The sequence below is a fragment of the Tsuneonella sp. HG249 genome, from assembly GCF_053819205.1.
Window position 1 is genome coordinate 45,207 of the sequence record NZ_JBSOQY010000003.1, and the last position, 25,867, is coordinate 71,073.

Here is a 25,867-nt window from a genome sequence, read left to right on the forward strand (position 1 = left end):
CAGTCAGCCTCCCGACACCGGAGGGAGTAAGGCAATACGGTCGGCCGAGGATACCCGGTGGCTGTCCGTTACAATCGCATCGTTGACGCATGCGCGTACGCGAGGAGAGAGCAGATCCTCACTCGCGGATGGATAGGACTTTGCCAGCGCTTCGCGCAACTCCGCCACGGTACCTTCGACGAATCCGGTCCGCATCTCGACTTCGCGTCCGATCGTCTCACCCAACTTGCCAAAAAAGGATACGTTCAAGGTCAAATCGTCCTCCCGGCCGTCCCGATGAGCTTTGCAGACAATGGTCGGTAGCGCCAATCGAGGAAAGCGCGCGCTCTACGGATAATTACGAATGCAGCGCTCCCACTTTCGCTTGCACCTCGCGGCCGCGCTTAGAACTAGCCGGGATACTTGGTGGAAACGCTACAAAACACGTCGTGCAACGGATGCCTTGTGCGCGACCGGGCTATCTGCATGTCGATGAGCGAGTCGGAGTTGGCGTGTTTGAGCCGCGTCGGCCGGCGGCGGTCCCTCCGAGCCGGGGAGTCCTTGATCTGCGAAGGCGACAGTTCGACCCTGGTCGCCAACGTCATCAGCGGGCTGATCAAGCTGACGACCTCCTCGGCCGACGGTCGCGAACAGATCGTCGGCGTCGCCTATCCTTCCGACTTTATTGGCCGTCCATTCGGGCCCACCACCAATTATTCAGCCGTGGCCCTGACCGACGCTACCGTTTGCGTCTTTCCACGCGCGCAGTTCGATCGTTTCGCAACCGAGCATCCCGCGCTAGGGCAGAAGCTGCTCGAGCGAACGCTGGCCGAACTCGACCGTACCCGGAAATGGATGCACTTACTCGGGCGTAAGAGCGCCGAGGGACGGCTGGCGAGCTTCTTGCTCGAACTGTCGCATCGCTTGCCAGACTCCCCCCAGACCGCGGGGCGAACCGCGAAAGGCAAAGTGTTCGAGCTCCCATTCTCCCGACAGCAGATTGCCGATATCCTCGGGCTTACGATTGAAACGGTCAGCCGCCAGATGACTGTGTTCAAGCGCAATGGGGTGATGGGCTTCCTGTCGCGCCGCACGATCGAATTGCGAGATCGCGCGGCGCTAGAGGAAATGGCCGGCTGATCAGAACCGAAAGCCGAGCCCGGCGCTGAGAACCCATGGATCGAGCGCGTGCTCGGTCTCGATGGCGACCGTGTTGCCGGAGTACCAGCGCGCGGTCGTATCGACGAAGTAGCGCTTCGCATCGAACGAGATGATCATGCCCTTCTCACCAACAGGCATATCGATGCCGGCCTGCAAGGCGAATCCGAGCTCGTCGGACGCCTTGAAGTCGGTTACGCCAAGAGGTCTGACAGCCGCCCCCGGCTCGTCGTCAATGAACATGAAATAGGTCGGTCCGGCGCCGATGTAGGGCGACACGCCGCCAGCGTTGAAGTGGTATTTTGCGGTCAAGGTCGCGGGGATCAATTTGGCATCGGCGACCAGTTCGGCGCCCGGAAGCCCGGCCGTGGCGTCGATGTCATGCTGCGTGAGGCAGCAGATCGTCTCCACCGAGATGGACCGTGACAGGAAGTACTCGAACGCGATGGTCGGCACGACGTTGTCGTTCGCCTTGGTTTGCGTCCCGGCCGGCAAGCCGACGAGATCGGTTTCCAATCGGGTGATCTTGCCATCCGGAAGCACGGCGGTCCCCAACAGCTTGATCTGGAACCTGTCGGTATCCTGCGCGGACAGGGGGTATGCGGTGAGCGTCAACAGCGCCGCTGCTGCTCGTGCGAAAGCTTTCATAGAGAATGTCCGTGCGCGGCCCCGGCCACCCCTTGCGGCCCGCGAAGATTGCAGCGCAGCCGCCGTCTCGCTTCCGAAACGGCAACGTGCATTGATCGCGGTCAAAACGAGGCGCGGGAATTCCCGGCGCATTTTTGCGCGAGATCAATGATCCCGCTCGTGCCCCGAATACTGCAGCCCATGGCCGGGGCGCGCCACCTGCCTCCGTAACATTGCGTATGCCCGGCCTGCCGGCAGACCTTCACATCGCCGACAGGAGGCATCCCAGATGGAATCAGCACTAAGCCGGGCCGGCGTCTGGTACGGCATACTTATCCTTGCGGTGATCGCATTCGCGCTGGCGCATGATGCACCGTTCGCGATCCACATGGGGATCGTTGCGAGCGCCGCCCTCCTGGCGCTCGTCGCGACGGTTGGCCGCTACGACCCGCTTGCGCGCGCGCAGAGCATCTTTCGCATGCCGCCCGGGCCCTCGCGTTATGACGACGATCCGGTGCGCTGGGGCGTTATCGCCACCGTGTTCTGGGGCATGGCGGGGTTTCTCGCGGGGCTGTTCATCGCGTTGCAGCTGACCTTCCCGCAGCTCAATTTCGAGCCCTTCCTGACTTTCGGGCGCGTGCGTCCGCTCCACACCAGCGCGGTGATCTTCGCTTTCGGCGGGAATGCCCTCATCGCGACCAGCTTCTACGTGGTGCAACGCACCTGCCGGGCGCAACTTGCGTTCCCGGCGCTCGCCCGCTTCGTCTTCTGGGGCTACCAGTTGTTCATAGTGCTGGCGGCCACCGGCTACCTGTTCGGCATCAGCCAGAGCAAGGAATATGCCGAGCCGGAGTGGTATGTGGACTGGTGGCTGACCATCGTCTGGGTCGCCTATCTCATCGTTTTCGTCGGCACGATCGTCAAACGCAGCGAGCCGCACATCTACGTCGCCAATTGGTTCTATCTCGCCTTCATCGTGACCGTGGCGATGCTCCATGTCGTCAACAACCTCGACATGCCGGTCAGCCTCTTCGGGTCTAAGAGCTACCCGTTGTTCGCAGGGGTCCAGGGCGCGCTCGTCCAATGGTGGTACGGGCACAACGCCGTCGGCTTCTTCCTCACCGCCGGGTTTCTGGCGATGATGTACTACTTCGTGCCCAAGCAGGCCGAGCGGCCGGTTTACAGCTACCGGCTGTCGATCATCCACTTCTGGTCGTTGATCTTCCTCTACATCTGGGCGGGGCCGCACCACCTCCACTACACCGCCCTGCCGGACTGGGCGCAGACGCTGGGCATGGTGTTCTCGGTGATGCTGTGGATGCCGAGCTGGGGCGGCATGATCAACGGACTGATGACCCTCAACGGCGCGTGGGACAAGATCCGCACCGACCCGATCATCCGGATGATGGTCATGGCGCTCGCCTTCTACGGCATGAGCACATTCGAAGGCCCCATGCTGAGCATCAAGGCGGTCAACAGCCTCTCGCACTACACCGACTGGACGATCGGCCACGTTCACTCGGGCGCGCTCGGCTGGAACGGGATGATCACGTTCGCGTGCCTTTACTACCTGACGCCGCGGCTCTGGCAGAGGGGGCGGCTCTATTCGCTGCGAATGGTGAACTGGCACTTCTGGCTCGCCACCGTGGGCATCGTTTTCTACGCCGCGAGCATGTGGGTGGCGGGGATCACCCAGGGCTTGATGTGGCGCGAGTACGGGCCCGACGGCTACCTCGTTAACAGCTTCGCCGAGACAGTCGCCGCGCTGAGGCCGATGTTCGCCCTGCGGGCGTTCGGCGGACTGCTGTATCTCGCCGGCGCCGTGATCATGGTGGTCAACATCTGGGCCACGATCGCCGGCAAGCTGCGCGTCGAGGCGCCGATGAACGATGCGCCCTACGATGCGGAGAAAGACCGTCCGGTCGTGCCTGCCTTCGCAGCGCAGGGGGCCTGAGCGATGAGCACTTCCAACGTCGAAGCGGCCGTGAATGGCCACAAGCGCCTGGAACGCAACGTGACCCTGTTGGCGGTCGGCGCTTTCATCACCGTCGCCATCGGCGGCATCGTGGAAATCGCGCCGCTGTTCTGGATCGATAACACCATCGAAAAGGTCGACGGCATGCGCCCCTACACCCCTCTCGAGCAGGCCGGGCGCGACATCTACGTGCGGGAGGGGTGCTACACCTGCCACAGCCAGATGATCCGCCCATTCCGCGACGAGGTGGAGCGCTACGGTCACTACAGCCTCGCGGCCGAGAGCATGTACGATCACCCGTTCCAGTGGGGCTCGAAGCGCACGGGGCCGGACCTCGCCCGGGTGGGTGGCCGCTACTCGGACGAATGGCACGTCCAGCACCTGAGGAACCCCCAGAGCGTGGTGCCCGAAAGCGTGATGCCGCAGTACAGCTTCCTGACCGAGACCCCGCTGGAAGTCGCCGACCCTGCGGCGAACCTCGTGGCGCTGCGGCGGGTGGGCGTCCCTTACACCGATCGCGATGTGGCCGAGGCCGCGAAAGACCTCATAGCGCAAGCCGATCCGAATGCAGACGCCGGGACGCTTGCGGAGCGCTATCCCAAAGCGCAGCAGCGCGACTTCGACGGCGATCCTGCCGTCGTGACCGAGATGGATGCGCTCGTGGCGTATCTTCAAATGCTCGGCACCCTCGTCGATGTTGGCTCCGCCGCCGCTCAGGAAGAGCTGGCCCAGGAGAAGGGCCGATGAACGCGCACTCGACTTACGAATTCCTCCGTCACCTCGCCGATAGCTGGGGCCTTTTGGCCATGGTCGCGGTGTTCCTCGTGCTGGGCCTGTGGCCCTTCCGGAGCGGCGCGAAAAGTCGCAATCACGAGGCGGCCAACCTGATCTTCAAGGACGAAACCGATGGCCGGTAAGCGCGTCGATCAGCCGACCGGTACCGAGACCGTCGGCCATGAATGGGACGGTATCGAGGAACTCGACACCCCGCTGCCCCGCTGGTGGCTGTGGACCTTCTACCTGACGATCGCGTGGTCGCTGGTCTACGTCGTGCTCTACCCCGCCGTGCCGCTGTTGCAGCAAGGCACGGAAGGGTCGCTGGGGTGGACCAGCCGCGGACAGCTGGCCCAGGAAGTAAGCGCCAGCGAGCAAGGCCGCACTGCGATCCGGCAGCAGCTGGCCCGCATCCCTGTCGAAAGGCTTGCGGATAACAGCGCCCTGATGAGCCACGCGGTGGCCGGCGGCGCGGCCGCGTTCAAGGTCAACTGCGTGCAGTGCCACGGCAGCGCGGCCGCCGGTATCGAAGGGCTCTACCCCAATCTGAACGACGACGACTGGCTCTGGGGCGGTGACCTGAAGGCGATCCATACCACCATCGAACATGGCATTCGCCAGCCCGGCGAAGACCGTACTCGCATGAGCATGATGCCGGCGTTTGGCCGCGACGCTCTGCTGACGAGCGCCGAGATTTCGTCGGTCACGGAGCATATTCTGTCGTTCAGCGGCAAGGGCCAGGCGACCGCCGCGGGCGCCATGCTTTTCGAGACCAACTGCGCCAGCTGCCACGGCCCGACCGGCAAGGGCATGCGGGAGTTCGGCTCGCCCAACCTTGCCGATGCCATCTGGCTCTACGGCGGCAGCAAGGAAGCCATCGAACGCCAGATCGCTAATCCCCGCCAGGGCGTGATGCCCTCGTGGTCCAATCGCCTCGATCCCGTGACCATCAAGATGCTCGCGGCGTTCGTGCACTCGCGCGGCGGCGGCGAAGACTTCGTGAAGGTCGCGGCAAAGCCGTTGGCGGCAGCCGATGCCAAACCCTGAAGCTGCCGTCGCGGAGCCGCCGAAAAGCGAGACCGACCGGATCCTGAGCGCAAACGTCGCCACACCGCGCGATTTCGCGCGGCGGACGGGCAAGGAGCAGGGCTCCCCGGAGCTGTACGAAAAGCACCGGACGGTTCACAACAAGCGCATCGACGGCCCCTTCCGCCGCTTCAAGTGGCTGATGATGGGGATCACGCTGGCGATCTACTACGCCACCCCCTGGATCCGCTGGGATCGCGGGCCGTACGCACCCGATCAAGCGGTGCTGATCGATCTGGCACACCGCCGCTTCTACATGTTCAGCATCGAGATCTGGCCGCAGGAGTTCTACTTTGTCGCCGGACTGCTGATCATGGCCGGCATCGGCCTGTTCGTGGTCACCAGTGCCGTCGGCCGCGCCTGGTGCGGCTATGCGTGCCCCCAGACCGTCTGGACCGACCTGTTCCAGCACGTCGATCGCTTCGTCGACGGGGATCGCAACGCGCGGGTGCGGCTCGACGCGGCGCCGTGGACGCGTGAGAAGATCGCGCGGCGGGCCTTCAAATGGTCGATCTACCTCGCGATCAGCTTCTGGACCGGCGGGGCCTGGATCATGTACTTCGCCGACGCTCCGACGCTCGTGCACGACTTCTGGCGCGGGGAAGCGGCCCCGGTCGCCTATGCCACCGTCGCTATCCTGACTCTCACCACATTCGTGCTTGGGGGATTCATGCGCGAGCAGGTGTGCATCTACATGTGCCCGTGGCCGCGCATTCAGAGCGCGATGCTGGACGAAAAATCCCTCGTCGTGACCTACAAGGACTGGCGCGGCGAGCCGCGCGGCAGCGTCAAGAAGGCGCAGGCGAGCCCCGTCACCCTCGGCGATTGCATCGACTGCACGATGTGCGTGCAGGTTTGCCCTACCGGGATCGACATCCGCGAGGGGCCGCAGATCGGCTGCATCACCTGCGCGCTCTGCATCGACGCTTGCGATCGGGTGATGCGGGAGGTCGGCCGCCCTCGCGGTCTGATCGATTACGCTACCCTGGAGGACTGCCGCCGCGAAGCCGCCGGTGAGGAGCCGCGCCCGGTCTGGCGCTCGCTGCTGCACCCGCGCACGCTGGTGTACCTCGGCATCTGGGGGGCGATCGGCGCCGGCCTGCTGTTCGCGCTCGGCACACGAAGCCATCTCGACATCTCGGTCGCTGCCGACCGCAACCCGCCCTTCATGCTGATGAGCGACGGTTCCTTGCGCAACTCCTACACGGTGAAGCTGCGCAACATGCAAAGCCGCCCGCGGACCATGCGGATCACGATCGGCGGCCTGTCCGGTGGCCTCATGTGGACCGATACCATGAACAGCTCCGAAGCCGGCCGTGCGTTCGATGTAATGGTGCCCGCCGATGAGACGAAGCCGGTGCGGGTCTACGTGGTCGCACCGGAAGGAACACCGGCTCAGGATTTCGAGCTCTCGGCACGATCGGCCGGCGCGAATCCGGAAAGCGACACGAGCACGGTGCGATTTGCCGCGCCGGGAGCCGACCAATGACCCGGCGCTTCACAGGGTGGCACATGACCGCGATCATGGTGGCCTTCTTCGCGGTGGTGATCGCGGTCAACCTGACAATGGCGCGCTTCGCGATCACGACGTTCGGCGGGGTAACGGTGGAAAATTCCTATGTCGCGAGCCAGAAGTTCAACCGGTGGCTCGACGAGGCGGCGGCGGAAAAGGCGCTCGGCTGGTCCGCCGAGGCGCGGCGAGGAAGCGACGGACGGGTGGTTCTCGTGCTCGACGGTCCACCAACGTCAGCCGTGATAACCGGCGAGGCGCGGCACCCACTGGGCCGATTGCCGAGCCGCCGCCTGACGTTCGTCGCTGGCAAGTCGGGTCTGCGATCGGTCGAGAGCCTGCCGGCTGATCGCTGGACTGTACGAGTTTCCGCCATTGGCGAAGGCTACCGCTGGCGCAGCGAGATTCCGCTGTCGTGAACGCGCTATCGAAGTCGCTTTTGTCCGCGGGCTCCAGCACCACCCTGGCGGTCCCCGGCATGCACTGCGCCGGGTGCATGGGCAAAGTCGAGCGCGGGCTTGGCGACGTGCCGGGGGTCCGCTCGGCGCGCGTGAACCTCTCCGCGCGCATGGTTACCGTCGAGCACGACACCACGCTTTCGCCGCCCGATCTGATCGAAGCGCTCGCGTCGGTCGGATTCGATGCCCAGCCGCGCAGGGCCGCGCTGGTGAAGGAAGCCTCCGCCGCCAAGCCCCTGCTCGCGCCGCTCGCGGTCGCGGGCTTCGCGGCCATGAACGTGATGCTCCTGTCGGTCAGCGTGTGGTCGGGCGCCGAAGGGTCTACCCGCGAGCTGTTCCACCTCCTGAGCGCGCTGATCGCGATACCCGCCATCGCCTATTCCGGGCGCCCGTTCTTCACCTCGGCGTGGCGCGCCTTGCGCCGCAAGCAGACCAACATGGACGTGCCGATTTCCATCGGCGTCCTGATCGCCACCGGCCTCAGCTTCTACGAGACGATGACCGGCGGGCGCGATGCCTGGTTCGACGGCGCGCTGATGCTGCTGACGTTCCTTCTCGCCGGCCGCGTGCTCGATGCGATGATGCGCGATCGCGCGCGACGGGGCGTCGACGCCTTGCTGAGCCAGGCCGCGCCGGGCGCGACGGTCATGGGCGCCGACGGGTCGATCGCCTGGCTTACTTCGGAAGATTTGCGGCCGGGCATGACGATGCGCGTCGCCGCGGGCGACCGGCTCGCCGCCGATGGCGCGATTATCGCCGGCACCACTCGTTTCGACCAATCGCTGCTGACCGGCGAAAGCGCGCCCGTTGTGGCGCATGAGGGCGACGCGGTCCTGGCTGGCACGCTCAACCTCGACAATCCCATCGATGTGCGGGTTAGCAAGGTGGGCGAGAGCACCGCGCTCGCCGAGATCGCCCGGCTCATGGAAGCGAGCAATCAGGAACGCAGCCGTTACGTCCGTATCGCCGACCGGGCGGCGCGTCTCTACGCACCGGCAGTCCATACCATCGCCGCGGTCACGGTGGTCGGCTGGCTGATAGCGGGCGCGAGCCTCTACCAAGCGCTCGTGATCGGCGTCGCCGTGCTGATCATCACCTGCCCTTGCGCGTTGGGATTGGCAGTCCCGGTTGCGCAAGTGGTCGCCAGCGGATCGCTGATGCGCGCCGGGATCATGGTGAAGGACGGCTCGGCTCTCGAGCGGCTCGCTTCGATTGACCGGGCCCTGTTCGACAAGACGGGAACGCTCACCGCCGGAAAGCCAGTTGCCGACCCTGTCGTGATCGCCCTGATGCCCGCGGACGTCGCTTCGGTCGCCTTGGCTCTCGCCAGTCACAGTCGCCATCCGCTTTCGCGAAGTCTTGCGGCGGCGCTTACCCCCCGCGTCGGCGGGGCGCACCTCACCGAGGTGACCGAGCGGCCGGGCGAGGGGGTGTTCGCCCGGTGGCGCGCGCGCGCGGTGTCGCTCCGCCGTCCCGACCGCGCGCAGGCGACCGCGGTGTCGGTGGAAATCGCGGGCGAGCCCTCGTGGCTGATCCCGTTCGCCGATCGTCTCCGCCCGGACGTCGCGCTGGCGCTCGGCCGGCTCGAGCGAAGCGGTGTCACTGGCGCGATTCTTTCCGGCGACAACGCAGCCGCGGTCGCTCAGGTCGCGCGTGAGGCCGGGCTTCCGTTCGAGGCGGGCGCCTCGCCCGCCGACAAGCAAGCGGTCATCGGCCGCTTACGCGCGGCCGGGCATCGCGTGCTCATGGTCGGCGACGGGCTGAACGATGGCCCCGCCCTCGCCGCGGCGACCGTGTCGATGGCTCCGGGAAGCGCCAGCGAAGTGGGCCTTCAGGCGGCCGACTTCGTGTTCGTGCAGGAGTCCTTCCTCGCGGTCCCGAAGGCGCTCGATGTCGCTCGTGCCACGCTGCGTATCGTCCGCCAGAATTTCGCCCTCGCCATTGGGTACAACCTGCTAGCAGTGCCGCTGGCCGTTGCCGGACTGGTCACACCCTTGATCGCGGCAGCGGCAATGTCGGCGAGCTCGCTGATCGTGATCGCCAACTCGCTCCGTCTCGCGCGAGCCGTCCCGTGAACGGCCTGCTATTCCTCATACCGGTCGCGCTCACGCTCGGCCTGGTCGGTCTGATCGGATTTTTTTGGGCGCTGCGCGACCACCAGTTCGACGATCTCGAAGGCGCCGCCGCGCGAATCATCGTCGAGGACGACGACTGAACCCCGGCACTGGGACCGGCAAAATTGATCGGGCGCATGACCCCGCCCACGCGGCATTCCAGCGCACCCCTATGCCCACCCATTGACGAAGCATCGTCATTTCGCGCGAGGCGACCTTTTACGCTCGTAGTATCGCTATTGCATTCGATCCTTATCGCCGTGTGTCACCGCGGCGTTTCAGGTCCGCCGTCCGACGGCGCGGCCGGCTGCTTGCCCGCTAGGCGGCTCCCAGCCGCAAGGCCACCACGGCGGCGAGGAAGCTCGCCAGCGTAGCGCAGATCACCGGAGTGGCTGCCCGCCACCCGAGCCGCATGATCAGCGTCATGTCCGAGCGCATCGCGGTCGCGATCACCGCAAACAGCAGCAGAGCCTTGGAGGCGGTCATCATTGCTTCCCTGACATCCAGCGGCACTACGCCGGTGCTGTTCACCCCGACCAGTGCGACGAAGCCGACAATGAACCACGGCAGGGTAATTCGCCTCCACAGCGGCCGGCGGGCGTCGACTTCCGAGCTGCCGATCCACAGGGCGACAAGGATCATCGCCGGGCCCAACAGCGCGACACGGGAAAGCTTGATGATCGTCGCTTCCGCTCCGGCCGCGTCGGAATAAGTGAAGCCGCCGCCGATCGCCTGCGCCACGTCGTGGATCGACGCCCCGATCAGGAACCCGGCCTGGCTGTCGGTCAGCGCCATTTCCCCGGCGATCGCCGGATAGAGGGACATCGCCAGCGCGCTCGCCAGGCTGACCCCGACAAGGGTCAGCGCGAACTGCGCCTGGCTCAGCCGGTCGCGGCCGATCACCCCATAGAGCGCCAGCGCCGCGCTCGCTCCGCAGATCGCTGTCGCTCCGCCCGCCAGAATACCCGCATAGCGGGATTGGCCGGAAATCGCGGCGCCGCCGACACCGGCGAAGAAGGCGACGAGCATGATCGCGATAAGAGCCGCGAACGGCCAAGGGCCCAGCCCCAGCACCTGCGCAAGCGTCACCTGGAAGCCGAGCGCGACGATGCCCCAGCGCAGGCAAGAGCGGCTGGCCAGATCGAGTCCGGGATGGGTCGCGTCCTCGCGCGCAACGAAGTTGAGAGCGAGGCCGATGAGCAGGCCCAGGAGGATGATCGGGAACCCGTAGTGCTCGGCAAGCCAGGCGGCCGTGCCGGCGGCCACCGCAACCACCGCGAGGCCCGGAAAGAAGCGCGACAAGGGCTTCCGGGGCCCTCGCTCGGACGGCTCGGACGGGGCGGTTTCCGCGAGATAGATTTCCCCGAACAGGTCGCCGCCATAGGGCAGCGCGTCCCAGTCTATCCGCCCTTTCGGGCCCCCGTTGTCCGGCGGTGTCATATTGTCCTTCCCTTACGCCCGGGAATGACTATCGTGCAAGCGAGACGCGCTGCATAGATGCGCTGGGAGAGGGCGTGATGAGCGACCGGGATAAGTCGACCGACGTCCCTTCGCGAGCGATTGGCGCGGCGGACGACCGGGCGATAGCACGGACGCGAACTTGGCTGATTGCCCTGCTCTTCTTCGGCACGATCATCAATTATGTCGATCGGCAGGTTCTCTCGCTTCTCAAGCCGACGATCTCGGCCGAGTATGGCTGGGGTGATGCCGAATTTGCGCATTTCGCGTCCGCCAGCCAGCTCGCCGCCGCCGCCGCCCTGCTGTTCGTCGGATGGATCATCGACCGGTTCGGGGTGAAGCTCGTCTATGGAGCGGCTGTCGCGTTCTGGTCGGTCGCGGGCATGGCGCACGCAGTTGCCGCCACCGTCTCGCAGTTTGTGACCGCGCGCGTCGCGCTGGTAGCGTTCGAGGCCGTCAACACACCTGCCGCGGTCAAGGCATCGGCCGAATTCCTGCCGATCAAGCAGCGCACGATGGCCTTGGGCATCGTCAACACCGCGCCAAACATCGGCAATATTCTCGCCCCGCTGACGGTGGTGCCGTTCGCCGTCATCTATGGGTGGAAAGCAGCCTTCATCGTTACTGGCCTGCTCGGCTTCATTTGGCTCGGCGCCTGGATCTGGGGGGTGCGCAAGCTGCGCCCGCTTCCCCGAGCCGCGCTCGCCGAGGGCGCGCCCGTGCGCTCGTCCTACGGCGAGGCGCTGTCCGACCGCAAGACCTGGGCGATCGCCGGCGCGAAGGCGATGACTGACATGTTCTGGTGGTTCTTCACCTTCTGGTTGCCCGACCTGTTCCACAAGGTCTTCAAGCTGTCGCAGTCGGAGCTGGTCGGACCGACCGCGCTGGCCTTCGCTATGGCGGCGGTGGGCGCGCTCACCGCGGGCAAGCTGTTCGGCATCCTGCTGGGCCGGGGCCGCTCGGTGGATTCGGCGCGCAAGACCGGGATGCTACTCTACGCACTGGTCATCCTGCCCATCCCGCTGGCGCTCACGGTCAACAGCGCGTGGACCGCGGCGGTGATCATCGGCCTCGGCCTGTTCGCGCACCAAGGCTTCGCCACCAACATCTTTGGGTTTGCCGCGGATGCGATTCCGGCGCGCCGCGTGGCGACTGTGATGGCCATCGGCGCGATCGCGGGCAATGTGGCCGGTTTCGGCATCCAGGAGGCGACTGGCGCACTGCTGACCTCGGGAATCGGCTACGCCCCGCTGTTCATGGCAGCTGCAGTCGCCTACCTCGCTGCACTGGCGTGGATTCACTTCCTCGTGCCGCGGATCGTCGCCGAGGACGAGACGGTCTAGGTTCGCGCGGGCCACTCGGCAAAAGGGCCGCGGGATGATCGTCCCGCGGCCCGATTAGTCCGACGTGATTACCGGTGTCAGAAGTTGAACCGGCCGGTCACGCCCCAGTAGCGATCGGCATCCCGGGGGATCTGGTAGCGAATGCTGCCGCCTGGCCCGCCGCTTTCCTTGTGCGCGACATACGCCTTGTCGAACACGTTGCGGACCTGGAACAGGATCTTCCAGCGATCGTCGCTGTCGCCGACACCGGCCGACAGATTGACAAGGGAATATCCCTCGATTGTCCCGAGAGCGCGCAACGCGGCGTTCGGCGAGAAGATCGAAAGCTGCTTGGTCTGTCCGGAAATCTGGCTGCCGAGGAACAGGTCGAGCCCGTCCGACACCGCGCCGCGATAATCGACGCCGAGCGTGCCTTTCCACTTCGGCGCGAACAGCAGCGGCGTGCCGGGGGGGATGATGTCGGCGGGATTGGCACCGGGCACCGCGCGGAACTCGTCGACCTTGGCGTCGGTGTACGCCCCTCCGCCGGAGACCGTGAGCCCTTGGAAGGGCACGAAGTTGAAGTCGAGCTCGACGCCTCGGGTCGAGACCTTGCCCGCGTTGGTGAAGCGGCTGACCACGACCCCGCCGGCGAGGTCGGGGTTGTTCGCCTGGAAGTTGTCGAACTTGGTGTAGAAGGCAGCGATGTTGAGCGTCGCACGACCATCGAGCAGCGTGTTTTTCAACCCGATCTCGAAGGCGTCGGAGGTTTCCGCGTCCACGGGAGCGGTACCGGTCGCGCCGAGGTTGAAGAAGATGTTGTAGCCCGGCCCCTTGTAGCCCCGGGTGTAGGTCGCATAGCCCATCACGGCGTCGCTGATATCCGTCTGGACGCCGGCGCGGCCCGACAGGTTCTCGGTCTTGATCTTGCTGGTGAACGGCCCGAACGCGGGGTTGATGCCGCCGGTCGCGACAGGGGCGCCCGCCGCATTCGTGTCGAGCCCGCTGACCGTGCGCGTGAGGTAAACGGACAGCTTGTCGACCGTGTAGCGCAGGCCGCCGATCAGGCGAACCGCCTCGGTAAGATTGACCGTCGCATTGCCGAACAGCGCGAAGTTGTTGAACTCGGCTCCGTGCGCGGTGCTACCGACCGGCGTGCGCGAAGGCGCGGCGAGCGGGCTGGTGCACGGCGTTATGGTCGCGGGCGCCGGAGCGGCCGCGGCGCTGCAGACGATGCTCCGGCGAGTGAACACGCGGTCGTTCTGGGCGTTGGAGTAATAGGCACCCAGCAGGTACTCGACCGTCTGCCCGGTGGGCGACGCGAGCCGCAGTTCCTGGCTGAAGGTCTTCGCCTGCTGAGGGCCTTCATCGTGCAACTGGTTCAGCCCGATGTACGCCTGCGGCAGCCAGTCGCCGTCGCGGATCTCGGTGTTCTCCCAATCACGGTAGGCGGTGATCGAGGTCAGCGAGTGCGAGCCGATCTCGGTGTCCAGCTGGGCCGAGAGCCCCCAGGCGGTTTCCTCGGTGCTCGTGACCAGGTTCTGGTTCACGGTGCGCGACTCTTCGTCGAGCGGGGTCGGCAGGACGGAGAAGGCAAGGCCGGTCCCGGTCGTGCCGATCAGCTGGGCGCAGCAATCGTCGTCCGCCGTGCGCCAATCGCCAATGACGGTCAGGGTGGTGGTGGGCGAAAGGTCCGCCTCGACTATCCCGCGAAAGCCGTAGTGCTTGTATCCGTTGACCGTCCGGTTGACCGCGACGTTGCGGATGTTGCCGTCGTATTCGCCGTAGAACCCGGTCCAGCGGCTGCGGACCCCCTCGGCAATCGGCAGGTCGATCGCGACCTTGCCCCTGAACTCGTCCTCGCTGAAATAGCTGGCCTCTACCGTTCCGCCCACCTCGTAGCCCGGCCGCTTGGTGACGATGTTGATCGCGCCCGCGCTGGCGTTCTTGCCGAACAGGGTGCCCTGCGGGCCGCGCAGCACTTCGAGCCGCTCGATATCGATCAGGTCGGAGAAGGCTTCGCCGGCGCGGGCGTACACGACGCCGTCGACGACCGTGGAGACGCTCGGTTCGGCGGCGATGGAGAATGTCGCGGTGCCCACGCCGCGCATGTAGAGCGACTGGTTGAGCGTGGTGCCCGACTTCTGGATGTTGAGCGTAGGGATGATGGTCTGCGCGGTTTCGAGATTGATCCCGCCCTGCTCCTCCAGCTTCGCGCCCGAGATCGCGGTAACCGCGATCGGCACGTCCTGCAGTCGCTCGCTGCGCTTCTGGGCGGTGACGACGATCTCTCCAGGGGCGATCGCTTCCTCGGAAGCCGGATTGTCCTGAGCGAAAGCCGGCGATGCTGCCGCGAGCGCGATCATGCTGCCCGAAAGCGCGAGCGCACGCGCGCGGAAACCCATACGGTTCATGAAACCTCTCCCTGAATTCACCCTTTGTTACGCTTGAAATGCGCCGGACGCCCGGTTATGTCAAGCGGTGTCATACTGCTGCGGCAAGCGGGCGACGCGAGTTCGTTCGAACAGTCGTGCCGGGGGGAGAGCTTGCCCGAAAACCTGATCTTCGAGGCCGATGGCGATGGGTTCCAGCTGCGACTGGGCGGCCGGGTGGTGCTTCGCCACAGCCCGGACTGTCCTGCGCTGGCCATTGCCCGGGGGCATCCCCAAGTGGCGATGGTGCGAGGCAATTTCCGCATCGAGGATTCGCCGAGCGATCGCTGCGACCTTGCCGAATGGACCGCCAGCGCCGGCGGCGTATCGTTCGCCGGAGCGGAACTCGCCTGGAGCGGCACCACGCTGACCGTTTGGGCGAGCGACCCGTCGGTCGATCGCATCTATATCCGTTTCCATGCCGAACCCGGGGAGGTCGTGTGGGGCGGCGGGGAGCAAATGAGCTACCTCGCGCTCAACGGGCGCCGCTTTCCGATGTGGACCAGCGAGCCGGGCGTCGGCCGCGACAAGTCGACCGAGCTGACCCGCGCGATGGATGAAGCCGGGATGGCGGGCGGCGACTATTGGAACACCAATTATCCGCAGCCCACCTTTCTCACCTCGCGATGGCTCGGCGTCCATCTCGATGCCAGTTGCTACAGCGCGCTCGATTTCACCGATCCGGCGGCCCACGCGGTCGAGGCCTGGACCAATTCGGCCCGCTTCGAACTGTTCGCAGCCGGCGGTCCCAAGGACCTGGTCGGTCAGCTCTCCGATCGCTTCGGCCGCCAGCCGCCGCTACCGGACTGGGCCATCGAAGGAGCGATCGTCGGCCTAAAGTCGGGTGCGTCGAGCTTCGAACGGCTCGAACGCTTCATCGAAGCCGGCGCCGCGGTCTCGGGACTGTGGTGCGAGGACTGGGCCGGCATTCGCGAGACCAGCTTCGGCCGCCGGCTGTTCTGGGACTGGCAGGTCGGCGCGCGCAGCGCCGCGCGCTACCCCGATCTCAAGGCGCACATCGCCTGCTTGGCGGACCGCAGCATCCAGTTCATGGCCTATGCCAACCCCTACTTGTCGGTCGATGCCGATCTCTATGCCGAGGCGCTGGCCGGTGGGCATTTCTGCCGGAAGATCGACAGCGACGAGCCATACCTCGTCGATTTCGGCGAGTTCGATTGCGCGGTGGTGGATTTCACCCGCGAGGAAACGAAGGCCTGGTTCGCCGAGCGCGTCCTCGGGCGCGAAATGCTCGACCGCGGGATCATGGGCTGGATGGCCGACTTCGGGGAATACCTCCCCACCAACCTACGGCTTGCCGACGGCAGCGATCCGATGGAAATGCACAACCGCTGGCCGGTGCTCTGGGCGGAGGTCAACGCAATGGCGCTCGCGAGCCGCGGCAAGACCGGGGACGCGGTGTTCTTCATGCGTGCCGGATTTTCCGGGGTGCAGTCACATTGCCCGCTGCTGTGGGCGGGCGACCAGTGCGTCGATTTCAGCCGCCACGACGGCATCGGCACGGTTATCACCGCCGCGCTTTCGGCGGGACTGGTGGGCAACGCCTACAGCCACTCCGACTGCGGCGGCTATACCTCGCTGCTGGGCAACGTTCGCACCGAGGAACTGATGTTGCGGTGGTGCGAGCTGGCCGCTTTCGCGCCCGTCATGCGCAGCCACGAAGGCAATCGGCCCGACGAAAACCTGCAGTACGACAGCACGCCCGAACTGCTGGCGTGCTTCGCCCGCTGGAGCCGGGTCCACGCGGCGCTCGCGCCCTATGTCCGCGCATTGAGCGACGAAGCCGCCGCGACCGGCCTGCCGCTCCAGCGCCCCCTATTCCTCGAATATCCGGACGACGCCGCATCGTTTGCGGTCCAGGACCAGTATCTCTACGGGCCCGACATGGTCGTCGCCCCGGTGATCGAGGAAGGTGCAAGCGAGCGCAGGGTGATCCTGCCGGGCGCCGAGCCATGGACGCATCTCTGGTCGGCCGAGGTGTTCGCGCCCGGCGTGCATACCGTCGCGGCGCCGATCGGCCGCCCGCCCGTATTCTACCGGCCGGACAGCGTCTTCGCCCGGCATTTCGCCCGCCTCCCCGAAGCGCTCGCGCGATGAGCAGCCGGTCGAACATTCGCGACGTGGCTGCGCGCGCGGGGGTAGCGGTCAAGACCGTTAGCCGCGTGCTCAACGGGCATCCGTATGTCAGCGAGGCGACCCGGAAACGCGTCGAAGCCGCCATGGCCGATCTCGACTTCCGCCCCAGCGTCGCCGCCCGCATCCTGTCCGGCGCCAAGTCGAACCAGGTGGCGCTGATCTACGACAACCACAGCCCCTATTACACCTTCCAGATCCAGAAGGGCTGCTGGGACTATTGCCACGCGAAGGGCATTCGCCTGCTTGCGCAGCCGGTCGACGTGGACGATCCGGCGGTGGGCGCCGAAGTGCGCGGACTGATCTCGGAGACCCATGTCGACGGGATAATCCTCTCTTCCCCGGTGACCGATTGCGCCGCGGTGCTCGCGGTGCTCGACACGCTCGACATTCCCTTCGTGCGGATTTCGCCCGGGACCAACCACGCGCTGACCAGTTCGGTGTTCATGGACGACGCCCAGGCAGGCGACGACATGACGACGCACCTAGTGAACTACGGCCATCGCAGGATCGGCTTCGTCAAGGGCCACCCGAGCCACATGGCCAGCGAAGAGCGGCTGTACGGCTACCGCAAAGCGCTCGAGCGGGCAGGCATCGCCTTCGAGCCCGCCTTGGTGATCGACGGCGAATTCGACTTCGACAGCGGGGTTCGCGCCGCCGCCGCACTGCTGAGCCTGCCCGAGCCACCGACCGCGATCTTTGCTTCGAACGACGACATGGCGGCGGGCGTCCTCGCCGAGGCGCACAGCCGCGGTATCGACGTGCCGAGCGCGCTCTCGGTGGGCGGGTTCGACGACACCACGCTGGCGCGGACGGTTTGGCCGCCGCTCACGACGATCCATCAGCCGATGGCCGAACTGGCGCGCACCGCCGCCGAAATCCTCATCGCCGGAGGCGAGATCAACCATCGCCGCCTGCCTCATCAACTTGTCGAGCGCGCGTCCGTCGCGCCCCCCGCCAGGAGACCGTAATGAGCCAACTGCCCGCACCGCCTGCAAGCCGGATGCTTGGGAAAAGCGGGATCGAGGTGTCGCCGATCGCCTGGGGCATGTGGCGGCTCGCCGAAGGCGGGCGCCGCGCAGCCGATGCGGCCAGGCTGGTCAACGCCGCTCTCGATGCCGGCATCACACTGCTCGACACTGCGGACATCTACGGCTTCGATGGCGAGAACGGGTTCGGCGACGCCGAGGCGCTGCTCGGCGAGGTGTTCGCCGAGGACCCATCCTTGCGCGGGCGCATGGTGCTCGCGACCAAGGGCGGGATCCGCCCGCCGCTGCCCTACGACCAGTCGGCCGCTTACCTGACGCAAGCGATCGATGCCTCGCTCGAGCGGCTGCGGGCCGACACGGTCGATCTCTGGCAGGTCCATCGGCCGGACATCCTCGCCCACCCGCAGGAAGTCGCCCGCGCGCTCGAAGATGCGGTTGCAGCGGGCAAGGTCCGGGCGCTGGGGGTGTCGAACTACACTGTGTTTCAGATCGAGGCGCTTGCGGAGTTCCTCGGCCTGCCGATCGCGGCCACCCAGCCTGAGATCAGTCCGATGCGGACCGATTGTTTCGAGAACGGCGAGCTGGACCAAGCCATGCGCCTGGGCCTCACGCCGCTCGCATGGTCGCCGCTGGGCGGCGGCCGCCTGCTGGCTCCGGAAACGGCGCGCGACAAGGCGGTCGCCGCCGAGCTCGACCGGGTGGCGGAGAAGCAAGGCGTGAGCCGAAGCGTCGCGGCCTATGGGTGGCTGATGGCCCATCCGGCGGGCATCGTTCCCATCGTCGGTTCGCAGAGCGCCGACCGCATCGGCGAGGCCGTGCAGGCGCTCGCGATGCGCTGGACCCGGCAGGATTGGTATGCGGTGTTCGTCGCCGCGCGAGGAGAGAAGTTGCCATGACCCTGACCCAGCAATGCGAGATCGCGTGGTTCTCCGCGCTGTGCGACGACGACTACGAGTTTCTCGGAGTCCCCGATCCGCAGCTCCAGTCGAGCTGGGAGCATTGCCGTAACATCGTCCTGCGCGCCGAGGAGGGCGGGTTCGACAACATCCTCCTGCCCTCCGGCTACCAGCTCGGCCTCGATACGACGGTGTTCGCCGCGGCGTTGGCGCCAATGCTCCAACGGATGAAGCTGCTGTGGGCCACCCGCATCGGCGAGGACTGGCCGCCGCAACTCGCGCGCCGCATCGCCACGCTCGACCGCATCCTCGGCCCCAACGCCGACGGCACGGCGGGGCGGCTCAACGTCAACGTGATCTCGTCCGACATGCCCGGGCAGTCGATGCCGGGCGGCCCGCGCTACGGGCGCGCGACCGAGGTGATGAAGATCGTCCGCGCCCTCCTCAACGGAGAGAGCATCGACCACCAAGGCGAGCACTACCAGCTCAAGCTCGATCCGCCGCGCATCACGACCATCAGCGGCAAGTGCCCGCCATTCTATTTCGGCGGCCTGAGCCACGAAGCGCGCGAATGCGCCGCGGAGGCGTGCGACGTCTACCTCATGTGGCCCGACACGATCGACAAGGTCCGCGAGAACATCGCCGACCTGACGAGCCGCGCCGCGAAGTACGGTCGCACGCTCACGTTCGGCTACCGCGTCCACGTGATCGTGCGCGAGACCGAGGACGAGGCCCGGGCCTACGCCGACCGCCTCCTCTCGAAGCTCGACGACGAGAAGGGGCGCGCCATCCGCGAGGCCTCGCTCGATGCGAAGAACTATGGCGTCCAGCGGCAGGCCGAGCTGCGCGGTGCGGCGGACGGCGACGGCTTCGTCGAAGAGAACCTGTGGACCGGAATCGGCCGCGCCCGCTCCGGCTGCGGCGCGGCGATCGTCGGCACCCCCGACCAGGTGCTCGCCAAGCTGCGCGCCTACCAGGCCGAGGGGATCGAGGCGTTCATCCTGTCCGGCTATCCCCATATGAACGAGTGCGACATGTTCGCGCGCTATGTTCTGCCGCAGATTCAGCATGGTCCGCTGGTGTTCCACTAGGAATCGAGCGCTTCATTGACACCTTTTTACGACATCGCGGTGATCGGCGGCGGGGTGAACGGCTGCGGCATCGCCCGCGACGCCGCGGGGCGCGGGGCGAAAGTGCTGCTGCTCGAGGCGGGCGATCTGGCGAGCGGCACCTCCTCCGCTTCGACCAAGCTGATCCACGGCGGCCTGCGCTACCTCGAGCATTACGAGTTCGCCCTGGTCCGCGAAAGCCTGTCGGAACGCGAGCGACTGTGGGGCATCGCGCCGCACATCGCGTGGCCGATGCGCTTCGTATTGCCGCACGTCCCCGGCCTGCGGCCGCGCTGGCTCGTCCGCGCGGGCCTGTTTCTCTACGACCACATCGGCGGCCGCAAAAGACTGCCCGCGACCGAGACGGTATCGCTCGGCAGCCATCCCGCGGGCGCGCCGCTGAAGCCCGAATTTGCCACCGCGTTCGTCTATTCGGACTGCTGGGTCGACGATGCCCGCCTGGTCGTGCTCAATGCGCGGGATGCCGCGAACCGAGGCGCGGAGGTGCGTACCCGCTGCCGCGTCACTTGTATGCGCCGTGAGGGCGAGGGCTGGCTGATCGATGCCGGCGGCGAAAGCTTCAGGGCGCGGGCAGTGGTCAACGCGGCCGGCCCCGGCGTGATCGACCTATTGACGGGTAGCGGCCTCGAGCCCGACAAGGCCATGCGTCTGGTCCGCGGCTCGCATATCGTAGTGCGCAAGCTGTTCGACCACCCGTTTGCGTATTTCTTCCAGCTTCCCGACGGGCGGATCTTCTTTGCGATCCCCTATGAAGAGGATTTCACCCTGATCGGCACTACCGACGTCGATCACCACGGCGGCCCGATCAAGGCCAGCGCCGAAGAGATCGCCTACTTGTGTGAGGGCGCGAGCCGGTTCTTTCGTCACCCCGTTACCCCTGGCGATGTGGTGTGGACGTACTCCGGCGTACGCCCGCTCATAGACGACGGCTCGGGCCGGCCCGAGGCGGCGACCCGGGGCTACGATCTTGACCTGTCGGAAGCCGAGAAGGGTGCGCCCCTGCTCTCGGTGTACGGCGGCAAGATCACCACCTATCGTCATCTGGCCGCGGAAGCGGTCGACGCGCTCGGCGCACGCCTACCGTTTTTGCAGGGTGAGGATTGGACAGGAGGGGCGCCACTGCCCGGGGGCGACTTCGCGGTCGACGGGGTCCCCGCGCTCAAGTCCGAATTCACCCGGCGCTTTCCCTTCCTCGCTGAAGACGCCGGCCGCCTTGTGCGGTCCTACGGCACGACAGCGTTTTCGATATTCGCTGGTGTGATGGACCGGGACGGCTGCGGCCGAGACTTCGGCCATGGCCTCGCCGAGCGCGAAGTCAGGTATCTATTCGAGCACGAATGGGCGCGCAGTGCGGATGACGTGCTGTGGCGCCGTACCAAGCTGGGCCTGCGTTTCTCCTCCGAAGAAGCGCAGCGGCTCGATGATTTTCTCGTTCAGGAGTGCCCGCAATGACCACCCGTATCGTCGGCATCGGCGGCACCGTGAACCCCGACAGCTCGACCGAGCGGGCGATGCGCCTGGCCGTCGCCGTTGCGGAGGAGGCCGGAGCGGAAGTGAACGTATTCGGCGGCCGCTACCTCCACGCGCTCCCCCACTACCGCGGTGAACGCCACGGAATCGAGGACGGCGCAGAACTCGTCGAGGCACTGCGCAAGGCCGATGGCGTAATCATCTCGGCCCCCGGCTACCATGGGAGCATATCGGGACTGGTCAAGAACGCACTCGATTACCTCGAGGATCTCGCGAAGGACGAGCGCCCCTATCTCGAAGGGCGCGCGGTCGGCCTCATCGCCACCGCTTATGGCGACCAGGCCACGATGAGCACGCTCCAGACCTTGCGTTCGGTGGTGCACGCGCTCCGCGGATGGCCGACCCCGATGGGAGCGACCGTGAAGGTCTACGACGGGCTGTTCTCGCCCGATGGTGAATGCCTCGAAGACCGTGCCCGACTGCAGATCGAGCTGGTCGGACAACAGACCTACCGCGGCGCCTGCGCGCTGGCGCTGGGGGAGCAATAGCCATGAACGATGCAATCCAGCCAGCACTCGACGCGCTCGCCAACGGAGGAATGGTCGTCATCACCGGCGACCGGCTGCGGGGCGGCGACATCGACTTCTGCGTTGCGGCTCGCCATGTTACCCCCGAGGCGATAAACTTCATGGCAATCCATGGCCGCGGCCTCATCTGCCTGGCCGTAACGCCGGCGCGAGCGGTCCGCCTGGGCATAGAGCTGATCAATCCCGGCCGCGAAAACCAGTCGGGCAGGCCGCACGGCCGCTCGATCGAGGCCGCCAGCGGCGTGTCCACCGGCATTTCGGCCGCCGATCGCGCGCATACGATCGCCGTCGCGGTGGCCGAGGGCGCGACCGCGAGCGATATCGTTTCGCCCGGTCACGTCTTCCCCCTGATCACCGCCGGGAATGGCGTCTCCGAGCGCCCGGCCGCCGCCGAAGCTGCGATCGAGCTTTGCCGCCGGGCCGGCGCTGGCGATGCTGCGGTAATTTGCGCGATCTTGCGCGACGACGGAGAGATGGCCCGGATCGACGATATCTCAGGCTTCATAGCCGAGCACGGGATTCCGGTGGCCGACATCGGAGATTTGCTGAACGCCAGCTAGGAGGCGTCCGCTTCCAGCGGATTGTTTCTCGGTCACCTTCTTGACCGCGGCGCCCCAGGCATGAAGGGCACACCGATGGACACCCCGCATCGCCTGACACCGGCCCGCGAGTATCTGCTGGCCGTCGCGGCCGCGGTGGTGACGGCCAACGCCTATTACATCCACCCCATCATCGGCGACGTCGCACATCACTTCGGCGTCGACACCGCGCGGATCGGGCTCGTTCCCGCGCTGAACCAGTTTGCGGTGGCGCTCGGCATTCTGCTGCTTCTTCCGCTCGGCGACCGCTATTCCAATCGCACTCTAACGATCGCCTTTACCGCGGGTCAGTGCGTGGGACTGCTGACGATGACGATGGCCCAGAGCTTCGCGGTCTTCACCGCCGGATCGACGTTGCTGGGGTTCTTCACCATCGCCCCATACCTTCTTCCGGCCTACGCATCGAAGCGGGTCGCCCCGGAGCGGCTGGGGCATGTAACGGCGATTATTACCGCGGGCGTCATCTTCGGCATACTGGTGGCCCGTGTCGGTGCCGGCATCGTCGCGGAGTATTTCGGCTGGCGCTCGGTGTACTGGATCGCCAGCGGGGCGATGATCGCCATCGCCCTGGTCTTGCCGTCGATCATGGATAGTGGATCGCGGGAGAGAAGTGCCGGCGATCTTTCGTATCGCGCGCTGATCGGCTCCCTTCTGGGGCTCATGCGCTCGCATCGCGAAATCGTCCTCTCGGGAGCGATCCAAGGCATCGGCTTCGGGCAGTTCATTGCCCTTTGGCTGGGCTTGGCCCTGCATCTGACCGGCCCGGAGATGGGCTACGGCACCGACGTGGTCGGCTACCTTGCGGGTTTCGCGGCGGTCAGCGTAATCACGACGCCCTACTGGGGTCGGCTCGCCGACCGGGTAGGACCTCGCAAGGCGCGGGTCATGTTCTCGATAGTCCAGACGGCCGGCGTCGCGCTGCTCCTGCCGTTCGGCGACAACTTATGGTTGCTGATGATCCCGCTCCTGCTCGGTAACATCGTGGGGCCTGCGATCGACGTGACCACCCGCATGACCTATCTCGCTCTCGAGCCCGAACTGCGCACCCGGCTCACGACGATCTACATCGTGATGATGTTCATCGGCGGCAGTATTGGCAGTGTCGCCGGCACCGCGATTTTCGCCGCGATGGGCTGGGAGGGCACGGCCCTCTACGTGATCGCTTCTTGCGTCGCGCTCACAGCGTTGTCGTTGCTGGGCGTGCGCTTGTACGGAGGGCGAGACTTCCCGACCCGAAGCCACTGAACCCTCGCTGCCTGGCGATCAGGCCACTTGTCGTTCGAGATCTTCGCTGGCCGCGAGCCAGGTCCTCTCCGCTTCGACAAGCTCCTTCTGTACCGCCGAGCGACGCTGGCCGAGCGCACCGGGGCTCATGCTGGCGAGTTCGGGCCGGCAGGAGCTGCGGTCGATCAAGGCCTGATCGAGCGCCGCGAGTTCGGACTGAAGGCGGGCGATGCGCTCTTCCGCTTGTGCTACGGCACTGCGCGCCAGCCGTGCCTCCTCGCGCGCCTTGGCGTCCGCGCGGCGATCTTTCTTGACACCCGCTGCACGTTTCTCCTTGGGCTGGTTTCGCCCGAGCACGAAGTCGATGTAATCTTCGATGCTGCCGTCGTAATCGACCGCGGTCCCGCCATCGACCAGGATCAAGCGATCGGCGGTCAGTTCCACCATGTGGCGATCGTGGCTGATCAGGATCACCGCGCCCTCATACGCATTAAGGGCCTGCACCAGCGCTTCGCGGGCATCGACGTCGAGGTGGTTGGTCGGCTCGTCGAGGATGAGCAAGTGGGGCGCGTCGCGGGTGATGAGAGCGAGCGCGAGCCGCGCGCGCTCTCCGCCCGACAGCTTGGCCACTTGCGTCGTCGCCTTGGCACCGGCGAACCCGAACCGTCCCAGTTGTGCTCTGACCGCCGCAGGCGTCTTGCCTTCCATCGCCCGGGTCATGTGCTCGAGAGGCGTGGCGTCTGACGCCAGCTCCTCGACCTGGTACTGGGTGAAGTAGCCGACCTTCATCCGGCCGGAGGCCTGCACCTCCCCGACCATCGGCGCCAGCTGTGCCGCCAGAAGGCGCGCGAGGGTGGTCTTGCCGTTCCCGTTGCGGCCGAGCAAGGCGACCCTGTCATCCGGATCGAGGCGCAGGTTTAGCTTCTGCAGGACCGGGGTGGTTCCGTAACCCACCGCAGCATGATCCAGCACGATGAGCGGCGGTCTCAGTTCGTCTGGGCTCGGAAAGTCGAAACTCAGGCTGGGATCTTCCATCAGCGCGGCAATCGGCTGCATTTTGGCGAGCATCTTGGCGCGCGACTGGGCCTGTTTGGCGGTCGAGGCGCGCGCGCTGTTGCGGGCAACATAATCCTGCAGCTTCGCGCGCTGGGCGTCCTGCGCCGCCTTGGCGGCAGCCAACTGGGCCGCCCGCTCCGCGCGCTGCGCTTCGAACGCGTCATACCCCCCCGGATAGAGCGTCAGCTTGCCGCCCTGAAGGTGCAGGATCGCGTTGGCGACGTTGTTCAGCAGATCCCGCTCGTGGCTGATCATGATCAGCGTGCCTGGATAGGACTTGAGGAAGCTCTCCAGCCACAGCGTCGCTTCGAGATCGAGGTGGTTGGAAGGCTCATCGAGCAACAGTACGTCAGGTGCCGAGAACAACAGCGCACCCAAGGCGACGCGCATCTTCCAGCCGCCCGAGAAGCTGTCGAGCGGCATCGACTGCATCGCCTCGTCGAAGCCCAACCCGTTGAGGATGATCGCCGCTCGCGAAGGCGCCGAGTAGGCATCGATCGCGATCAACCGGTCGTGTATGTCGCCGAGAAGATCCGCATCAAGGCAGCCGTCGGCTTCTTCGAGCAATCGGGTGCGCTCGACGTCGCCCGCCAAGACCGTTTCGAAGGGCGTCGCTTCACCGCTTGGCGCTTCCTGGGCGATGTAGCCAAGATGCGCCCGGCGCGGCATATCGATCTCGCCGCTATCGGGTTCAAGTTCGCCGATGATGACTTTCATCAGCGTGGACTTGCCCGCCCCGTTTCGGCCGATCAGCCCGATCCGCGCGCCGGACCGCAACGCAGCTGTCGCGCCGTCCAGGATGGTCCGTCCGCCAAGTCGGACGGTAAGGTTGTTGATCGAGATCATCGCCGCGCGCCCCTAGCGCCTCGAAG

At 66.2% G+C, this 25,867-nt stretch carries 23 protein-coding genes; 18 read left to right on the forward strand and 5 right to left on the reverse strand.

Annotated elements, in window-relative coordinates:
• Positions 1 to 3: 3 nt before the first annotated feature.
• Positions 4 to 249: a MoaD/ThiS family protein gene (locus tag ACWPM1_RS13185; protein WP_455695366.1), complete on the reverse strand. Its 246-nt coding sequence runs from the start codon at positions 247 to 249 to the stop codon at positions 4 to 6.
• 222 nt (positions 250 to 471) lie between these two features.
• Between ACWPM1_RS13185 and ACWPM1_RS13190 the strand changes: the two genes are divergently transcribed.
• Positions 472 to 1,119, forward strand: a complete 648-nt coding sequence (locus ACWPM1_RS13190) for a Crp/Fnr family transcriptional regulator (protein WP_455695367.1) — start codon at positions 472 to 474, stop codon at positions 1,117 to 1,119.
• Here ACWPM1_RS13190 and ACWPM1_RS13195 read toward each other — a convergent pair whose 3' ends face one another.
• Complete coding sequence (locus tag ACWPM1_RS13195; RefSeq protein WP_455695368.1) at positions 1,120 to 1,785, reverse strand: OmpW/AlkL family protein; 666 nt, start codon at positions 1,783 to 1,785, stop codon at positions 1,120 to 1,122.
• 268 nt (positions 1,786 to 2,053) lie between these two features.
• On the opposite strand from ACWPM1_RS13195, the gene ccoN reads away from it, so the two are divergent.
• From ccoN to ccoS, 8 genes are read left to right on the forward strand one after another with little or no spacing between them, the layout of a single operon-like run.
• Entirely contained in the window at positions 2,054 to 3,718 is a 1,665-nt protein-coding gene (gene ccoN, locus ACWPM1_RS13200; RefSeq protein WP_455695369.1) for a cytochrome-c oxidase, cbb3-type subunit I, read from the forward strand.
• Between the two features lie 3 nt (positions 3,719 to 3,721).
• Positions 3,722 to 4,486, forward strand: coding sequence for a cytochrome-c oxidase, cbb3-type subunit II (ccoO, locus tag ACWPM1_RS13205; protein ID WP_455695370.1), 765 nt, complete (start codon positions 3,722 to 3,724; stop codon positions 4,484 to 4,486).
• Positions 4,483 to 4,656 (forward strand): cbb3-type cytochrome c oxidase subunit 3, encoded by a 174-nt coding sequence (locus tag ACWPM1_RS13210; RefSeq protein ID WP_455695371.1) that lies wholly within the window; start codon positions 4,483 to 4,485, stop codon positions 4,654 to 4,656. The genes ccoO and ACWPM1_RS13210 overlap by 4 nt, the downstream gene beginning before the upstream one ends.
• Positions 4,646 to 5,560 carry a cytochrome-c oxidase, cbb3-type subunit III gene (gene ccoP / locus ACWPM1_RS13215; protein ID WP_455695372.1) on the forward strand — a complete coding sequence of 305 codons (915 nt, stop codon included), beginning with the start codon at positions 4,646 to 4,648 and terminating at the stop codon, positions 5,558 to 5,560. The genes ACWPM1_RS13210 and ccoP overlap by 11 nt, the downstream gene beginning before the upstream one ends.
• A complete protein-coding gene (gene ccoG / locus ACWPM1_RS13220) occupies positions 5,547 to 7,088 on the forward strand; it encodes a cytochrome c oxidase accessory protein CcoG (RefSeq protein ID WP_455695373.1) in 1,542 nt (513 codons plus the stop codon). Before ccoP ends, ccoG begins: the two co-directional genes overlap by 14 nt.
• Complete coding sequence (locus ACWPM1_RS13225; RefSeq protein ID WP_455695374.1) at positions 7,085 to 7,528, forward strand: FixH family protein; 444 nt, start codon at positions 7,085 to 7,087, stop codon at positions 7,526 to 7,528. Before ccoG ends, ACWPM1_RS13225 begins: the two co-directional genes overlap by 4 nt.
• Positions 7,525 to 9,642 carry a heavy metal translocating P-type ATPase gene (locus tag ACWPM1_RS13230; RefSeq protein WP_455695375.1) on the forward strand — a complete coding sequence of 706 codons (2,118 nt, stop codon included), beginning with the start codon at positions 7,525 to 7,527 and terminating at the stop codon, positions 9,640 to 9,642. The genes ACWPM1_RS13225 and ACWPM1_RS13230 overlap by 4 nt, the downstream gene beginning before the upstream one ends.
• Positions 9,639 to 9,782 carry a cbb3-type cytochrome oxidase assembly protein CcoS gene (ccoS, locus tag ACWPM1_RS13235; protein WP_455695376.1) on the forward strand — a complete coding sequence of 48 codons (144 nt, stop codon included), beginning with the start codon at positions 9,639 to 9,641 and terminating at the stop codon, positions 9,780 to 9,782. Before ACWPM1_RS13230 ends, ccoS begins: the two co-directional genes overlap by 4 nt.
• 217 nt (positions 9,783 to 9,999) lie before the next feature.
• Here ccoS and ACWPM1_RS13240 read toward each other — a convergent pair whose 3' ends face one another.
• The gene (locus tag ACWPM1_RS13240; protein ID WP_455695377.1) at positions 10,000 to 11,121 is read right to left on the reverse strand and encodes a YeiH family protein; all 1,122 of its coding nucleotides are present in this window, start codon (positions 11,119 to 11,121) and stop codon (positions 10,000 to 10,002) included.
• Positions 11,122 to 11,198: 77 nt separating this feature from the next.
• On the opposite strand from ACWPM1_RS13240, the gene ACWPM1_RS13245 reads away from it, so the two are divergent.
• Positions 11,199 to 12,482, forward strand: a complete 1,284-nt coding sequence (locus tag ACWPM1_RS13245; RefSeq protein ID WP_455695378.1) for an MFS transporter — start codon at positions 11,199 to 11,201, stop codon at positions 12,480 to 12,482.
• 77 nt (positions 12,483 to 12,559) lie between these two features.
• Here the strand turns inward: ACWPM1_RS13245 and ACWPM1_RS13250 are convergent, their stop codons facing one another.
• The gene (locus ACWPM1_RS13250) at positions 12,560 to 14,875 is read right to left on the reverse strand and encodes a TonB-dependent receptor (RefSeq protein ID WP_455695379.1); all 2,316 of its coding nucleotides are present in this window, start codon (positions 14,873 to 14,875) and stop codon (positions 12,560 to 12,562) included.
• A 132-nt stretch (positions 14,876 to 15,007) separates the two neighbouring features.
• Here ACWPM1_RS13250 and ACWPM1_RS13255 point away from each other — a divergent pair, with 132 nt between their 5' ends.
• The 8 genes from ACWPM1_RS13255 to ACWPM1_RS13290 all read left to right on the forward strand — a co-directional run bounded on the left by ACWPM1_RS13255 (position 15,008) and on the right by ACWPM1_RS13290 (position 23,960).
• Positions 15,008 to 17,008 (forward strand): alpha-glucosidase, encoded by a 2,001-nt coding sequence (locus ACWPM1_RS13255; protein ID WP_455695380.1) that lies wholly within the window; start codon positions 15,008 to 15,010, stop codon positions 17,006 to 17,008.
• Entirely contained in the window at positions 17,005 to 18,015 is a 1,011-nt protein-coding gene (locus ACWPM1_RS13260) for a LacI family DNA-binding transcriptional regulator (protein WP_455695381.1), read from the forward strand. Before ACWPM1_RS13255 ends, ACWPM1_RS13260 begins: the two co-directional genes overlap by 4 nt.
• Entirely contained in the window at positions 18,015 to 18,929 is a 915-nt protein-coding gene (locus tag ACWPM1_RS13265; protein ID WP_455695382.1) for an aldo/keto reductase, read from the forward strand. The genes ACWPM1_RS13260 and ACWPM1_RS13265 overlap by 1 nt, the downstream gene beginning before the upstream one ends.
• Positions 18,926 to 20,020 (forward strand): LLM class flavin-dependent oxidoreductase, encoded by a 1,095-nt coding sequence (locus tag ACWPM1_RS13270; RefSeq protein ID WP_455695383.1) that lies wholly within the window; start codon positions 18,926 to 18,928, stop codon positions 20,018 to 20,020. The genes ACWPM1_RS13265 and ACWPM1_RS13270 overlap by 4 nt, the downstream gene beginning before the upstream one ends.
• Before the next feature lie 15 nt (positions 20,021 to 20,035).
• A complete protein-coding gene (locus ACWPM1_RS13275; protein WP_455695384.1) occupies positions 20,036 to 21,511 on the forward strand; it encodes a glycerol-3-phosphate dehydrogenase in 1,476 nt (491 codons plus the stop codon).
• Entirely contained in the window at positions 21,508 to 22,077 is a 570-nt protein-coding gene (locus ACWPM1_RS13280; protein WP_455695385.1) for an NADPH-dependent FMN reductase, read from the forward strand. Before ACWPM1_RS13275 ends, ACWPM1_RS13280 begins: the two co-directional genes overlap by 4 nt.
• Positions 22,078 to 22,079: 2 nt before the next feature.
• The gene (locus tag ACWPM1_RS13285; RefSeq protein ID WP_455695386.1) at positions 22,080 to 22,676 is read left to right on the forward strand and encodes a 3,4-dihydroxy-2-butanone-4-phosphate synthase; all 597 of its coding nucleotides are present in this window, start codon (positions 22,080 to 22,082) and stop codon (positions 22,674 to 22,676) included.
• Between the two features lie 75 nt (positions 22,677 to 22,751).
• Positions 22,752 to 23,960, forward strand: coding sequence for an MFS transporter (locus ACWPM1_RS13290; protein ID WP_455695387.1), 1,209 nt, complete (start codon positions 22,752 to 22,754; stop codon positions 23,958 to 23,960).
• 18 nt (positions 23,961 to 23,978) lie between these two features.
• On the opposite strand, the gene ACWPM1_RS13295 is transcribed toward ACWPM1_RS13290, so the two are convergent.
• A complete protein-coding gene (locus tag ACWPM1_RS13295; protein ID WP_455695388.1) occupies positions 23,979 to 25,841 on the reverse strand; it encodes an ABC-F family ATP-binding cassette domain-containing protein in 1,863 nt (620 codons plus the stop codon).
• Positions 25,842 to 25,867 lie beyond the last annotated feature (26 nt).